The organism is Candidatus Methylomirabilota bacterium (assembly GCA_027293415.1).
Lineage (GTDB): Bacteria > Methylomirabilota > Methylomirabilia > Methylomirabilales > CSP1-5 > CSP1-5.
The window spans coordinates 1-14,238 of record JAPUFX010000032.1 but is presented as its reverse complement, the minus strand read 5'-3'; the positions used below and the strand labels follow the sequence as shown (position 1 = coordinate 14,238).

The 14,238-nt window shown below is 58.2% G+C and carries 16 protein-coding genes and 1 pseudogene; 6 read left to right on the top strand and 11 right to left on the bottom strand.

The genetic code is table 11. The features are described from left to right. A partial coding sequence (locus tag O6929_02285; protein MCZ6479225.1) for a hypothetical protein occupies positions 1-248 on the top strand: 248 nt, incomplete at its 5' end. A gap of 218 nt (positions 249-466) precedes the next feature. Further along, entirely contained in the window at positions 467-925 is a 459-nt protein-coding gene (gene lepB / locus O6929_02280; protein MCZ6479224.1) for a signal peptidase I, read from the top strand. Here the strand turns inward: lepB and O6929_02275 are convergent. Next, positions 922-1,803, bottom strand: a complete 882-nt coding sequence (locus tag O6929_02275) for a PfkB family carbohydrate kinase (GenBank protein ID MCZ6479223.1) — start codon at positions 1,801-1,803, stop codon at positions 922-924. The genes lepB and O6929_02275 overlap by 4 nt on opposite strands. Positions 1,804-2,032: 229 nt before the next feature. Here O6929_02275 and O6929_02270 point away from each other — a divergent pair, with 229 nt between their 5' ends. The 4 genes from O6929_02270 to O6929_02255 all read left to right on the top strand — a co-directional run bounded on the left by O6929_02270 (position 2,033) and on the right by O6929_02255 (position 7,762). After that, positions 2,033-2,635: a TetR/AcrR family transcriptional regulator gene (locus tag O6929_02270; protein MCZ6479222.1), complete on the top strand. Its 603-nt coding sequence runs from the start codon at positions 2,033-2,035 to the stop codon at positions 2,633-2,635. Further along, entirely contained in the window at positions 2,632-3,882 is a 1,251-nt protein-coding gene (locus O6929_02265) for an efflux RND transporter periplasmic adaptor subunit (GenBank protein MCZ6479221.1), read from the top strand. The genes O6929_02270 and O6929_02265 overlap by 4 nt, the downstream gene beginning before the upstream one ends. After that, positions 3,879-6,977: an efflux RND transporter permease subunit gene (locus O6929_02260; protein MCZ6479220.1), complete on the top strand. Its 3,099-nt coding sequence runs from the start codon at positions 3,879-3,881 to the stop codon at positions 6,975-6,977. Before O6929_02265 ends, O6929_02260 begins: the two co-directional genes overlap by 4 nt. A 317-nt stretch (positions 6,978-7,294) precedes the next feature. Then, the gene (locus tag O6929_02255) at positions 7,295-7,762 is read left to right on the top strand and encodes an Hsp20/alpha crystallin family protein (GenBank protein MCZ6479219.1); all 468 of its coding nucleotides are present in this window, start codon (positions 7,295-7,297) and stop codon (positions 7,760-7,762) included. An 80-nt stretch (positions 7,763-7,842) separates the two neighbouring features. Here the strand turns inward: O6929_02255 and prmA are convergent, their stop codons facing one another. The 10 genes and pseudogenes from prmA to O6929_02205 form a co-directional block, all read right to left on the bottom strand. Continuing rightward, positions 7,843-8,760: a 50S ribosomal protein L11 methyltransferase gene (prmA, locus tag O6929_02250; GenBank protein ID MCZ6479218.1), complete on the bottom strand. Its 918-nt coding sequence runs from the start codon at positions 8,758-8,760 to the stop codon at positions 7,843-7,845. Positions 8,761-8,927: 167 nt separating this feature from the next. Then, a complete protein-coding gene (locus O6929_02245; GenBank protein ID MCZ6479217.1) occupies positions 8,928-9,962 on the bottom strand; it encodes a trypsin-like peptidase domain-containing protein in 1,035 nt (344 codons plus the stop codon). 144 nt (positions 9,963-10,106) lie between these two features. Continuing rightward, positions 10,107-10,964: an NmrA/HSCARG family protein gene (locus O6929_02240; GenBank protein ID MCZ6479216.1), complete on the bottom strand. Its 858-nt coding sequence runs from the start codon at positions 10,962-10,964 to the stop codon at positions 10,107-10,109. 45 nt (positions 10,965-11,009) lie between these two features. Further along, positions 11,010-11,342 (bottom strand): annotated as a pseudogene (locus O6929_02235) (redoxin domain-containing protein). A 15-nt stretch (positions 11,343-11,357) separates the two neighbouring features. Continuing rightward, positions 11,358-11,486, bottom strand: a complete 129-nt coding sequence (locus tag O6929_02230) for a hypothetical protein (GenBank protein MCZ6479215.1) — start codon at positions 11,484-11,486, stop codon at positions 11,358-11,360. Between the two features lie 270 nt (positions 11,487-11,756). Then, positions 11,757-12,743, bottom strand: a complete 987-nt coding sequence (trxB, locus tag O6929_02225) for a thioredoxin-disulfide reductase (GenBank protein MCZ6479214.1) — start codon at positions 12,741-12,743, stop codon at positions 11,757-11,759. An 18-nt stretch (positions 12,744-12,761) separates the two neighbouring features. Then, positions 12,762-13,103 carry a thioredoxin gene (gene trxA / locus O6929_02220; GenBank protein MCZ6479213.1) on the bottom strand — a complete coding sequence of 114 codons (342 nt, stop codon included), beginning with the start codon at positions 13,101-13,103 and terminating at the stop codon, positions 12,762-12,764. Positions 13,104-13,278: 175 nt separating this feature from the next. Beyond that, positions 13,279-13,434, bottom strand: coding sequence for a hypothetical protein (locus O6929_02215; GenBank protein MCZ6479212.1), 156 nt, complete (start codon positions 13,432-13,434; stop codon positions 13,279-13,281). A gap of 30 nt (positions 13,435-13,464) precedes the next feature. Then, positions 13,465-13,731, bottom strand: coding sequence for a hypothetical protein (locus tag O6929_02210; protein MCZ6479211.1), 267 nt, complete (start codon positions 13,729-13,731; stop codon positions 13,465-13,467). 207 nt (positions 13,732-13,938) lie between these two features. After that, positions 13,939-14,238, bottom strand: a 300-nt coding sequence (locus O6929_02205; protein MCZ6479210.1) for an alpha/beta hydrolase, incomplete at its 5' end; no start/stop codon positions are given.

The window sequence follows — 14,238 nt, the reverse complement described above, 5'->3', positions numbered from 1 at the left end:
AGGCACGGGAATTGCTGCGAAGGCAGACCAGGAGGTGGTTTGCTGTGGAAGATCGATCCTCATTATTAATAAGGCCCTGGAACCGATCGATGCGGACCGCGGTTGCGTATCGCGATCCGTCAAGCGAGTTAGAGCGACGTGGCTTCGTGGACGCCCTCCTCGAAGTGGTTCTACGTGACCTTTTCCCAGAGGAGTATCATCGCATCCGCTGGCGCTCGTTACGGGAGGTGTTCGAGATCGTGGAATGACTGCTGATTTCACCCTATCCAGGTGCTCCTGTACTTCCCTCACGCGAGATGCTGTGGGGACGGCTAGCCGTGGTTGAAGACGAGCAGGCAAGTGAGTCATGACGGAAACTATTTCGGGGACAGGCCGTACAAGAACAGAGGACGATAGAGGTTTTTTTGACTAGCGCTATGTTAGGGGCCTGAAAGAGCGGCGAAGACATTACAGGCTGGCCTTCATCCTGTTCTGGTCTACCCTCATGGGTTACTTTATTCAGGGACATGTCGTAAGCTCAGGGATTCTTATCGACAGGAGTATGCAGCCGACGTTAGCCAAGGAGGGCTATTATTTGATTAACAAATACATCTACTACTTTGTCAATCCCGAGCGAGGGGACATTGTGGTGTTTCGAAGAACTCCCGATGCCTCTATGGGATACGTCAAGCGCATCGTCGGGCTGCCAGGGGAGACACTGCTGATCAAATCGGGAGAGGTCCATATAAATGGCCGCCGGTTAGAAGAGCCGTACGCCATTGGCAAAACACATCCGGACCTTGCTCCCCATTCCATCGCAGAGGGGACCTACTATGTCCTGGGGGATAACCGATGGGTGAGGGAGGACAGCAGGGAGTTTGGGCCCGTTCCATTGAAGAAAATAGAGGGGAAGATCGCAGCGGACAAGCTATTCCCCTTCCGCTAAATGACCCGTGACATCTCCAAAAACTTTTCAACGTCTTTCTCTGTTCCCTTAAATGAACCGTGTCGTTCCATTTTTAGTGAAGCGACCGCAGCTGCAAAATTTCCTGCTTCGAATATCGGGGAAGATTTCAGCCGCTTGAAAAGATACCCCGCGATATATGTGTCTCCGCAACCCGTAGGATCGACGACTTTCTTTGGAGGAAAAGACGGGATCCGATACAGTTTCCCTTTTGAACAAATCAAAGATCCTTTGCTCCCCAGCGTGATGACGACCTCATCAATACCATACGTCGATAGTGTGTCGGCCGCTTTTTCCATGTGATCTTCCCCTGTAAGGATTCTTGCTTCTACTTCGTCGGCCTTCAGGATATTAACGTACGTCAGTCCTTCATTTTTCTCTCTCCAGTCACTGTACGTGATCGTCCCACCCCCAACGGTCCTCAAACACCCTTGTACATCCAATGAAACTTTTGATTGTTTTGAAAGAGCTCTCAATAAATCTAGCGAAATGTCCTTTTTCGTGAGGGGGCCGAGATGAAAATATCTAGGAGAAATCTGTGGCATTTCCTGAGGATGGAATGGCGCGGCAACAGACTTTACCGTTTGAATTCTTGAATTTGAATCTTTTGGGTAGATGTTCTCGAACGTTGTTGTTTTATTGCTTCTTGAATAGAAAATGTCAACGTCGTTTTCAATAAGATCGTCTAAAAGCGTCTTGTCGTTTTCAGAACATTTCGTAATTAAGGAGACATTTAACCCCAGGTTCTTGACTGCCATCGTAAAATAATATGCCACTCCACCAGGAAGCTGTTTCTCCACATTCTGAATCCGTATTAGATCCCTGGTGATATGACCAATGACACAAACGTCGAACACCATAATGCTCCCCCGGCCGGAATTAATCCTTGTCCATTCCTGACTCTCCGCTTTTTCCTATTTTCCCGCTCCTTCGGGGGCTTGCAGACAAAAGCGGTCAGGTTGGCCTGCAGGGACAATACCTGAAATATTCATATTGGGAAAGGCCCGGGGGCTTGACAGCATCTCGGGAAGGATCGATAATAAAATAAGAATGACCGGTTGGTCGGTCATTCCTGGATGGAGTTCGTAAGTGCCTATTATTGTTGATAAGGACAGAAAGCGGAGGGAAATTCTCGAGGCTGCAATGCGGGTCTTTGCCCGAGAGGGATACCACCGGGCAAAAATGAAGGCGGTGGCCGAGGAGGCCGGCATCGGCAAGGGAACCGTTTACGAATACTTCAAGAGCAAGACCGATCTATTCTTGGCCTTGCACGATCACATGTTGGCCGAGCTGAAAGCCTTCTACATGAAAGAACTTGAGGGCATCCGGCAGCCGGCCGCTATGCTCGAGCGATTCATCGCAGTTGCGTTTCAGACCTTTCGTCTCTGGGAGCCGTTCTTTCTGGTCTTCTTCGATTATTGGGCCGAGGGGGGCCGGGGGGAGCAGCAGACGCTTCTCCAGACGCGCCTGCGGGAGGCCTACGCGGTCGCGAGGAACGATGTCGCGGCCATCATTGCTGGCGGCGTCAAGGACGGGTCCCTCCGCTGCGACAACCCGCTGTTGGCCGCCGCCAGCATCCTTGCCACGCTCGACGGGCTGGTTCTTCAGTGGCTGTGCGACCGCGACGCCTTCGATCTCGACGCCATGCGTGAGAGCCTAACCCAGACGATCCTGCGGAGCCTCCAGCCATGACCCGGCGCCGTCTCTCAGTCCTTTTGATCTTGGCGATGGTCCTCGTGACCGCGGTAGGCGTCTATCTGATTCGGGCGGTGCAGGAGCCACGCAACTCCAAGGTGAAACCGGTGCCGGTGCCGGTGGAGGTGGCCCGCGTAACCCCCCAGGACTTCACCCACCGGCTGGAGGCGCTGGGAACCGTGCAGGCTATCCGGGAAGCGGCGGTCAGTGTCAAGGTCTCGGGGCCGGTGACGGCAATCCCCTCGGAGATCGAGCTGGGCTCCGCTGTAAAGCAAGGAACACTGCTCGCCAAGATTGACCCCACCCCCTTCCGGATCGACGTGAGCCAACGGAAGGCGATGGTGGCCCGCGCCCGCGCTCAGGTTCGCACCCGACAGGCGCAGATCGCACGACAAAAGGCCTTGATCCGTATCAACCAAGACAAGCTGCGGTTGGCCCAGGCCGAATATGACCGACTGAAATCCCTGTTCGACGAAGGGGGAATCGCCTGGGTAGAGGTGAAGGCGGTTGAGCTGGCTCTCCGCCGCACGCAGGAGGATTTCGAACGGGCCGACAGTGGCCTCCGTGAGGCGGAGGCGATGTATGAGGTGGCGGAAGCGGAAGTCGCCTCGGCCCAGGCGGAGCTATGGCGGGCGCAGAATGCCCTCGCGGACACCCAAGTGCGAGCCCCCTTCGCGGGCATCATTTCCGAGAAACCGGTCACCCTGGGAGAACAAGTCGCCCCGGGAACGGTCCTGTTCCGCCTCGCGGACATCAAGACCGTAAAGGTCCTGATTCGCATTCCTGCGGATGACGTCGGCTTCCTCCATCCCGGCGCGAAAGCCAAAATCACACTGAAAGGGTTTGCCGAGCCTTTCCAGGGGCGGGTCGAACACATCGGCCCCCGGGCGGACCCCGAGACCCGGACCTTTCCGGTGGAGGTCCTCGTCAAGAACCGCGGTCCGAGGCGGCTCCTGCCTGGCATGTTCGCCCGTGCCACCATCCCGGTCCGATCCTACCCACAGGCCATCCTCATCCCGCGCGCAAGCGTCGTGACCAAGGACGGGTCGCCAGCGGTGTTTGTCGCGAACGCCGAGCAGGAAATTGCCAAACGCCGTCCGGTCACCATTGCCCGCACCTTCGGGCCCCGCTACCTGATCACACGGGGCCTTGAGCCCGGTGATCTCCTGGTAGTTACAGGGCATCGCTTGCTTCGAGACGGGGCTGCAATTCGGGTGGTGGAGACACGGGAGCTGACGCCGTGAGAAGACTGATCGAGTTCTCTGTTCGAAACCCGGTCACGGTGAACCTGCTCACCTTGTTCGTCCTGGGGGCGGGGATAGCGACCTACTTTCGAATGCACCGGGAGCTGTTCCCCGAGTTTTCCCGCCAAGCAGTCCAGATCACGACCCAGTTCACGGGCGCCTCCCCCGAAGAAGTGGAGAATCTGATCACGGCCAACATCGAGGAAGAGATGGCAGATCTTGACGAGCTGGACGAAATGCTCTCGATCTCGCAGGAGGGCAGATCCGAGATCTTGCTCAAATTCCAACCCGAAACAGACATGAACCGAGCCCTGAACGACGTCCGGGCGGCCCTCGACGATGTCACCGACTTGCCGGGAGAGGCCGACGACCCCCAGGTCCGCGAGGTGAAGTCTACCTTCCCGGTCATCACCGTCTCGCTCGCCTCTGATATCGACGAGGCAACGCTCCGGGACATGGCCAAAGACCTCCGAGACGAGCTCCGCCGCATCCCAGGGGTCGCCACCGTCCGGATCCTGGGAATTCGCGAGCAGCAGATCTGGGTCGAGGTGGACCCTGCCCGACTCGAGCAGTACGGGATGAGCCTGGATGATGTCCGGGCCGCCATCGCTGCCCACAACCGGAACGTACCCGGCGGTACCTTGAAGACGCCCCGCGGCGAGATCCTGGTCCGGACGCTGGGAGAGGCTGCCGGGGCCGAGGAGGTCGAGCGGATTATCCTGCGGAGCGTCGCCACCGGAACACCCCTCACCGTGGCAGACCTGGCCATCGTTCACGAGACGTTCGAAGAGCCTACCACCATAGGGCGATGGGGCGGGCAGGCGGCCATCAACCTGGTGGTCATCAAGGAGCGCACAGGAGACGCCATTGACATCGCCGCCTCGGTCCGCGCCCTGGTAGAAGAAGTCCGGGACCGGCTGCCCGAGACGGTGACGATAGGCGTATACAACGACTTCTCAGTCTTCATCCGGAATCGCCTGAATACCCTCCGCTTGAGCGGCGCGATCGGGCTGACCATCGTCCTGATTACTCTATGGGTTTTCATGCGGGCCCGAATCGCCTTTCTCACTGGTTTGGGCATTCCCTTTGCCATGCTCGGGGGCATCGTCCTCATGTCGCTGTACGGGATCAGCCTGAATATGATCTCGCTCTTCAGCCTGATCCTCGTCCTGGGGCTACTGGTCGACGACGCGATCGTGGTGACAGAGAATGTCTACCGTTACGTAGAACAAGGGATGGATCCCCGGCAGGCAGCCATGCAGGGGACAGCCGAGGTGGCCTGGCCAGTGGTGGCGACGGTAACGACAACCATAGCAGCCTTTCTCCCCCTCCTCTTGATCCCTGGGACTATGGGCGTCTTCCTGGCCCCCATCCCGGTCGTGGTCACATTTGCGTTGCTCGCCTCACTCCTCCAGGCGCTGGTGGTCCTCCCCTCCCACCTGTCCGATGTCATCACTCCGGCCTACGCCCAGCGTGTTCGCCGCCGCGAAGTGGGCTGGTTGACACGGGCCCGAACCGTCTACGGCACCTTGCTGGCCATGGCGGTCAAATGGCGCTATGTGACTGCCGTCCTCATGCTCTGCTTCACCATCCTCCTCGGGACGACGGCCTGGTACCGGATTCCCTTCGTGCTCTTCAGGGAGTTTGAATCCTCCCAGTTCATGATCAACCTCGAAACTTCTTCTGCGGCCAAGATCGAGGATACGCTGGAAGTCGCCAAGCGCGCCGAGCAGGTGGTGCTCAACCTGCCGCCAGAGGAACTGAGGTCGGTCGCCACCAACGTGGGGATCACTTTTCTGGACGTGCACCGGGCGGAGTGGGGTTCGAACCTGGGGCAATTGCTGGTCGAGCTCGAGGAGGACCGCCGTCGCACCGTGGATGCGGTGATCGCGGATCTCCGCGGGGGCATGGCAGACATTCCTGGGATCACGAAGATTCAGTTCTTGAAGACTCAGACTGGCCCGGGGGGTCCGGCGATCGAGGCGCGGATCGTGGGGGCCGAGATCCCCGTGCTCCGGAGATTGGCCGACGAGGTGAAGGGCTTCCTGCGGGGCATTCCCGGCGTACGGGACGTCCGCGACGATTTTACCGAAGGGAAGGAGGAGCTCCAAATCACCCTCCTTCCTGAGGCCCGCGCCCTCGGCCTGAACTTGGGTCAGATTGCACGTCAGGTCCAGCAGGCGTTCCTGGGGGTGGAGGCCTCAACCATCCAACGGCGGGATGAGGACGTCCCGATCGTCGTTCGGTTCCCCCAGGCTGCCCGCCGCAGTCTGGAGACAGTGGCGGGGATGAAGATCACCCTCCCCTCGGGGGAGAAGGTATTCCTGCGGGACGTCGCCCGCCTGGAATCGGCGATCGGCACGAGCAAGATTCGACGGGACGACCAGAAGCGGACCATCACCGTGCTGGCCGACGTGATTACCCGAGAGGCCAACGCGTTTCAGGTGGCACAGCGGCTCAAGCGAGAGTTCGCCGATGTGGGCAGGAGCTTCCCGGGCTACCGGGTCGTCATTAAGGGAGAACGACAAGAGGCGGAAGAGTCGCTCGCCGCGATGCCGCAGGTCTCCTTGATCGCCCTTTTGCTGATCTACTTTCTTCTGGGCTCGCTCTTCAAATCGTTCATCCAGCCACTCATTGTGATGGCCGCCATCCCCTTTGCCCTAGACGGGGTTGTTATCGGTCACCTGATTATGGGAGAGCCCTTGAGCTTTCTGTCTATGATGGGGTTAGTCGCGCTCTCCGGGGTGGTCGTGAACGACTCGCTCATCCTGGTGGACTTTATCAACCGGGCCCGGAAAGAGGGGACGCCCCGGGACGAGGCGATCCTGAAATCCGGAGTGGCCCGCCTCAGGCCAGTTCTGCTGACGACGGTGACCACCGTGGGCAGCCTGGTTCCCCTGGCTTTCTTCGCCAGCGGCCAGGCCAAGTTTCTCTCCCCCATGGCTATCTCTGTGGTCTGGGGTCTGTCATTCGCCACCATCCTCACGCTGATCCTGGTCCCCTGCCTCTACGCGATGCTGGACGACCTCGAGGCGCTGCTCCGCCGCCTGCTCCCCTTGGAGGTCGGCCAGACCACCCACCAGCTAAGAAGCTAGCCTCACCCAGCTCAGCACCCCCCCAAAAGGGTCTCCTCGGCTATCCCCGTCCAATTTCCCCATCCAAAGTATCCGTTTTGTAGCATAACTTACTGTAAATGAATGGCTAATTAATATCTTAGTCTATATAACTAAAATTTCCTTCCTAGCTCTTGACAAATCTTAGAGACCTAGCTATACTATCTATGGAAGTTACGGGCGGCCGGAGTCACACCCATATGTATTGGAATCGGAAGGGTCGGAAATGGCCGACCGGTCGTTCGGCTGAACTTCGTAGTCGCACAACGAGACGTAACTCTTAAGGAGGTGACGAAGTGATGTTACTAGATCGCAGATGGACTCCGTTTGAGAGCATTACCACTTTTCCCCGCGAATTCGACCGGCTATTTGATCGAGTCTTCGCGGATCGCGACTGGTGGCCTTGGCCCCTGACCACAGGGACGTACGTCCCCCCTCTTGAGGCATACGTGGAGCGGGATCAGTTCCACGTCAAGGCCGAGCTGCCTGGGATCGATCCGAAGGAGATCGACCTGTCGGTCGATGACAACCAACTGACGATAAAGGGCGAGCGAAAGACTTCCGAGGAAAAAAAGGAGGAGGGCTACGTTCTGCGCGAGATCGCCCATGGCCGCTTCGAACGGACTGTGCGGCTGCCCGAGGGCGCCGATATCGAGAAGATCAACGCCCGGTATGACAAGGGCGTCCTGCACATCACGGTGCCTGTGAAGGAAGCCCTCGCTTCGAAGAAGGTCCCGATCGAAGTGACCGCGGGTGAGAAAAAGTAAGAGAACCCGTCCAATAGCTGCTGTGAACGTCGCCTGACAATCGGTCAGGCGGCGTTCTTTTTTTGACTCCAGCAGACAGCTTAAAAAAGACAACCCTCCCCTTCAGGCGCCAGCGTAAGACAGACCCACTCGCCATCCGACTGGCGCGTGAGCAATTGGAACCCGGAGGCCCTGGCTGCCGAACCGATCTCCTCCTCAGCTTCGACTAAGATCCCTGAAACGACCAGTCGGCCCTGTGGGGCAAGCAAAAATCGAAGGGTATCGAACAGGTGGGACAGGGTCTTGGCGTCGAGGTTCGCGAGGACCAGGTCAAAGCGCATTTGCGGCCTGAGGGCCTCGATCCCCCCATGAAGGAGCTTCAGGCAGCCTGCGGCCTTGTTGAGGGTGAGGTTTTTCTTCGCCGCTTCAAACGCGTCGGGGTCGGTATCAAGGGCGATGACCCGCTGCGCCCCGAGCATAGCCGCAGCGATCGCGAGGATCCCGGTCCCTGTTCCCATATCTAGTACCCTGGGTCCTTGCCTCTCCCCCCACTCGTCCATGAAGGGCTCCAGGGCTTCGAGGCACATCCTAGTAGTGGCGTGGTGCCCGGTTCCGAAACTCATCCCGGGGTCGATACGGAGGAGGAGCCGATTCTTGGGGAGTGATCCCACTTCCCAGGAGGGAGTAATGATGAGGCGTCTGCCAACGAATAGGGGCTTGAAGTATTCCTTCCAAGCCTGTCCCCAGTCTGTGGCCGGGACCTCGTGAACCTCGATTTGCCCCTCCGCCCCGGCAAGGTGCAGGGCGGCCAGGGCGCGCTGGTACTCCTTCAGCCGCGCAACGATTGCTTCGATCGGCGAGGTGCCGAGGAAGCTTGCCCGCATGAGGATGTCGGATGATCCTTCGACGGAATCTTCTGTGACGAGGCCGAGCGCTCCTTCAGAGAAAAGGAAATCGGCAAGCGCCTCCGTGGTCTCGGCTGTAGCGGTGATAGAGATCGCGACATACCCCTCCCCCATCCTTTACCTCCAAGGGAGATCCTTTTAGCCCGGATTATTCACATAGAAGTGAATAATCTGCCCTCCGGGCTTCGACTGAGCCCCGCGTTTGCGGGGCGTCGCTCAGGGCTAGCCTCCTGACTTCAGAACGAGAACCGTAAGGAGGGTAACACCCTGTCCACAACCTACTACATTTCGTCCGGAATAACCTGGACCTGGAGCTGTTCGCCGTTCCGCAGGATCGTCAGGCCGAGGAGCGAGCCGGTCGTCCAGCTCGTCAAGAGTCGGTGAATGTCGTCAACGCTGGCGACATTTTTACCGTTCACAGCGACGATCAGGTCGCCTTCACGCAGCCCGGCTTTGGCGGCCGGGCCCTGCTCTTCGATCGAAACCACTTCCACAGCCGTGGCAGTCTCTAGCTCAAACTGGCGCTGGAAACGGCGGCTGATCGGGCGAACTTGCCCGGCAATACCCAAGTAGGCGCGTTTGACTTTCCCCCGAGTGACCAACTCGCCCACCACCCACTTGGCAGTATTCACCGGCACGGCGAAGCTGATGCCTTGCGCCATAAAGATCATCGCCGTATTGATGCCGATGACACGGCCCCGGCTATCCACTAGCGGGCCGCCGGAGTTCCCCGGATTGAGTGGCACGTCGGTCTGAATCACGCTTTCGATCAGCCGGCCGGACTGGCTGCGCAGCGCACGTCCCAGGGCAGAGATCACCCCGGTCGAGACGGTGCTTTGAAACCCGAGCGGATTGCCAATCGCGATCGCCAACTGACCCACGCGTAAGGAACTGGAATCGCCCAATTCTGCAGCTGGCAGGCTGCCGGCCTCGGCGCGGACAACGGCAAGGTCGGTTGCCGGGTCGCTCCCCACAATGTGCGCCGACAACGTGCACCCGTCTGTCAGACTCACCTCGACGTTTTCCGCCTGCTCGACCACGTGGCTATTCGTCAGAATGAAACCATCGGGGGCGATAATCACGCCTGACCCCGCACCCTCTTGCCCAAAGCGGGGCGAGCGGGCCCGCTTCTTGACCCCAATACTCACCACCGCCGGGCCAACCTTTTCAACCACGCCGACAACGGCGCGCGAATAAGTGTCGAGGAGGCCTTCATCGTTCTCCGCACGGGCTGCGTCGACCGGCTGTCCGTTGCCGCCGGACTGCAACTGTTCACCGGCCAAAAGCCTTAACAGCCTTTCATTACCCTTGGCCATGATATCACCCCCGTGTGTGCCAGATACTCATTGGCTCTTGACTCTCAATTATGCCCGAACTTGATCCGGGGTTATACGACTGACAAAAGCTTCTCCCGACTCGACGCCAAGGCCGTCGGCTACGAGGTACTGACGACCACCACCTCAGCCTTTCGCCCAGTCCGCCCGCGCGATCACGTCGGTGAATGACGTCAAAGGGATCCCGAACCGCTGGCGGAGCGCCGGGATATCTACCGAGAACCCGACCTCATTGAGCCATTGGAACATGACTGCAAAGTCGTGTCCCATGGTGGCCTCAACCTGCTCGTCAGGCATTTGCTGGAACTGTATAGGCCGTCCCATTGTCCGTGAGAGATGGGCTGCTACCTCTGGCGGCGTCATTTCATCTCCGGCCAAATCGATGGCCTGCCCGATAAACTCGGCGGGACGGAGGAAAGCGGCTGCGCCAAACTCGCCGATATCCTGTACTGCAATCATGTGCAGCTTCTTGTCCGGTCGCAACGGCACCACTAGGACTCCTTCCGGAGAAGGAAGGAAGTACGTACCGAAATTCTCCATGAACCAAACCGGGCGAAGAATCGTGGCCGGGAGGCCAAGCTGGCTGATGTGCTGCTCTACTTTCCATTTGGTGTCAAAATGCGGGACGCCGGTGTTGCGGTTCGCGCTCCCCACCGACGTGTACACGAAGTGCTTCACATTGGCCTTCTTTGCCGCGTCGGCCAGTGTGATCCCCTGTTGCACTTCAACATCCATGCCGGCCTCAATGAACGTGGACACCGCAAAGACGCCGTCGGTCCCTTGAAGGGCCCGTTCACAGGTGGCCTTGTCGGTCAGATCCCCCTTGACGATCTCGGCGCCGGCCTTCGCAAGCCCCGCGGCCTTGTTCGGATTCCGGGTCAAGGCCCGGACCTTGTGCCCCTGTCGCAACAAACTGCGGGCGACGGCTCCACCCTGCTGCCCGGTGGCCCCTGTTACTAAGATAATCTTCGGCTGCGTTGCCATAGCACACCTCCCGTAGATGGATGGTAGCGATTGGTACCGGGATGATTAGAACCCTTGCTTTTGATAGTGCTGGGTCAGTCCGATGGTATCATTTGCCACCAGGCGGCCTATTGCACCGCTGGATTGGACGAGCAAGACGATGGTTCCATTTGGTCGCAGGATGAACCCTGAGGGGTGGAGGAAAAGCGGCTCCTCGTTGATGTAACCGCCGATGGTCGCCATGGTCTCTCGGGCATTGAGCCCGTAAAGGACTGGAAACGTGAGCGTATGGCGATCCACCATCTTTTGGGCGTCCTCTTCCGAGTCCACAGAAAGAGTCACCACCTGGGTCCCGATCTCTTTGAACCGCTCAATGTTTCTCTGAAAGTCAGCTAACTGCTGATTGCAGTAATGTCACCACTCTCCCCGGTAAAAGAGCAACACACCCCAGCTCCCAGCAAAGTCACCGGGGATCGCTATCTCACCGCCCTGCACTCTTCGCGCAACGATACTCGGAAACTGCTGGTTGTTCTCCAAACGCATGCTTTTCCCTCCCATCTTCGCAAGTGTGCGAAAGAGACAGTAGTTGCCTTCGCTTATTAGCCGCAGGACTGGCCCACCCCACAGGAAGAGGGTTGTTTCTCTTCCTCTTTTTGCTGGGGCTTCTGTTCCTGCTTTTCAGTTGTACCGCAGCAACATGACATTGCTTTCACCTCCTTTCTCGGTCTGCTTTCCAATTCGCTGCGTGGGAATCCGTTGAGCGTGATCCCTGTATGAGACGGTTTCACCCGTGCAATCAAAGCGATCCTCTGTTCAAGAGCGTTCACCGACAACTGCTTCCAATTGAGGTGCGTGTGTCAAAGAGTGCTCAGCCAGCCACCGTTCGGCATCAATCGCTGCCATAGCGCCAGTTCCAGCGGCGGTAACCGCCTGCCTATATACATGGTCCTGCACATCGCCACACGCAAAGACGCCGGGCACGTTCGTATAGCTCGAACCTGGACGGGTCAGAATGTATCCCACTTCGTCCGTCTCGAGCCGTCCCTTGAAAATGTCTGTGTTGGGCTTGTGCCCGATTGCTACGAACAGGCCCTTCACCGGCAGCGTGGCTGTTTTCCCGGTCTCGATGTTCTTGAGAACCAGCCCTTCTACTCCGTTTTCTCCCAGCACATCTTCGACCATCGTGTCCCACACAAAGGTGATCTTTGCATTGGCAAAAGCACGTTGCTGCATAATCTTTGAGGCGCGCAATTCCTCACGCCGGTGAATGACATAGACCCTCGAAGCAAAGCGCGTCAGAAAGAGGGCCTCTTCCATGGCGGTATCCCCCCCGCCAACAACGGCCACTTCCTGCCCCCGGAAGAAAGCTCCATCACAGGTCGCACATGCCGACACGCCACGGCCCAGGAGCCGCCGCTCGTTTTCTAGCCCGAGATATTTCGCAGAAGCGCCGGTTGAAATAATCACAGCATCAGCAAGCACGGGCTTCTCCCCGTCCACAAGCAGGCGGAACGGCCGCTGCGAAAAGTCCACTGCCGTCACTATGCCATAGCGCAGCTCCGCGCCGAACCGGACCGCTTGCGCCTCGAAAAGCTGCATCAGTTCCGGTCCGAGGATACCATCGGGAAATCCCGGATAGTTCTCGACCTCGGTCGTCGTGACGAGTTGGCCTCCCGGCTCGACCCCCTTGATCACCAATGGATCCAGGTTGGCCCGCGCGGCATAGACTGCCGCCGTCAGGCCGGAGGGACCGGTACCGATGATCACCACGGATCGACGCTCGGCATTGAAAAAATCCACACTCTCCTCCTACGTACCTTACACCGGCTGTAGCAGGGCATCGAGCTTTTCAGCGAGCACTCCCTTTGTGACCGTGCCGACCACCTGATCCACAACCTGACCATCCTTGAATAACAGAAGAGTCGGGATGGACCGAATGCCATACTCCTCGGCTAGGAGCCCATTCTGGTCTACATCCACCTTGCCCACTTTGGCGCGACCCTCAAACTCCGCCGCCAGCTCTTCGATCACCGGCGCGATCATACGACATGGACCGCACCAGCTGGCCCAAAAATCCACCAAGACCGGCTCAGGACTTTTGAGCACTTCGTTCTTGAAGTTTTCCTTGGTGAGCGTGATGTACTTCCTGTTCGGTGCCATTGTTCTGTTCTCCTTTTTCTCTAGGCAACGGTTATCTCTCTTAGACAAGTTCCCGCGTCGGTCGCGGGACCAACCTTGCCGATAGTGTAAATAGATGTGTTATCTGAAAAAGCGTTGGGAAGAAGCGCTCATCCCACTTGGGACGAGGTTTCCGATCCGAGGCCGGTGAGCTCCATTAGGCGTCAGGCTTTCCCTTTCTGGAAGCTGGCGGGCGACGGACAACTCTGAGGGACCTGACCTTCGCGTACGCCCAACTACCCAAGAGCGCAAAGCTCAAAGTCCCGTAGATCATGATAAATGTAAGAATGAACATGGTGTACCAGAGTTTCATCGTTCACTCCTTAGTCTCCGGATTTTCTAGCTAAGCCGCATCAGGCTCGGGGATCGCCTGCTCCCTCCAGATCCGCCTCGTCTCCAACAACTCCTCGTGCGGAGCAAAGCGGCGCACCGTATAACCGCAGACCCCACACCGTAAGTACACAAACGGCCATCCATGCTGCTCTTGGATCTCGCCGACCTGAACGGTAAAAGACGAACAGCAGTCACTCGGAACGGGCGGGGAAACGATCCTCGCCGGATAGGCGTTGATGAATTGCTTGTGGTTGCTGTATTCCACGATGGTCGCCATTATTCCTCCCTACTTTCACCAGGCCCCTTTACCTTGCTCTGTCCCCTCCTTCCCCTGTCCTATTAGATGCAGTCCGTCGCCAAAGGTTTCAGGGGGGTAACACTCTGGATTTCCAAGGGGTTGGGGCTCCACCCCGACGTCGTCCGGTGAATGGCCTACCGCTGCCTCTCGTCTTTGATGGTTCGATAATACGGCACTATCCCCGGGTCAATGCAGACCCGAGTGTTCTGTCACTCCTTCTTGCCTGGCGTGACTGAAGTTGAGGATGTGCTGGATGAGTGCGTCAGGTGCGTCCAGGGACAGAAAGTGGCTTGCGTCTTTTACGATCGTCATCTGCGCTCCTGGAATTGCTCGGTGGTTGGCCTCGCGCTCGTCAGGGCGGGACCAATCCCCTTCACCGTAGACTAACAACACAGGGACAGCAATCTTTGCGTAGTTCGCCCGGGCATCCTCCCACCCTGCCCAATGGCGCACGAGGGACATAAAAGCTCGATAATGATGGGGCCG

Bases quoted from the DNA above. Each gene is read 5' to 3' on its own strand.
- O6929_02255 (MCZ6479219.1), top strand. From the start codon at position 7,295: ATGTTACTAGATCGCAGATGGACTCCGTTTGAGAGCATTACCACTTTT.
- O6929_02275 (MCZ6479223.1), bottom strand. From the start codon at position 1,803: ATGGTGTTCGACGTTTGTGTCATTGGTCATATCACCAGGGATCTAATA.
- O6929_02240 (MCZ6479216.1), bottom strand. From the start codon at position 10,964: ATGGCAACGCAGCCGAAGATTATCTTAGTAACAGGGGCCACCGGGCAG.
- O6929_02210 (MCZ6479211.1), bottom strand. From the start codon at position 13,731: ATGGCGACCATCGTGGAATACAGCAACCACAAGCAATTCATCAACGCC.
- trxA (MCZ6479213.1), bottom strand. From the start codon at position 13,103: ATGGCACCGAACAGGAAGTACATCACGCTCACCAAGGAAAACTTCAAG.
- O6929_02245 (MCZ6479217.1), bottom strand. From the start codon at position 9,962: ATGGCCAAGGGTAATGAAAGGCTGTTAAGGCTTTTGGCCGGTGAACAG.
- prmA (MCZ6479218.1), bottom strand. From the start codon at position 8,760: ATGGGGGAGGGGTATGTCGCGATCTCTATCACCGCTACAGCCGAGACC.
- O6929_02265 (MCZ6479221.1), top strand. From the start codon at position 2,632: ATGACCCGGCGCCGTCTCTCAGTCCTTTTGATCTTGGCGATGGTCCTC.
- O6929_02215 (MCZ6479212.1), bottom strand. From the start codon at position 13,434: ATGAAACTCTGGTACACCATGTTCATTCTTACATTTATCATGATCTAC.
- O6929_02230 (MCZ6479215.1), bottom strand. From the start codon at position 11,486: ATGCGTTTGGAGAACAACCAGCAGTTTCCGAGTATCGTTGCGCGAAGA.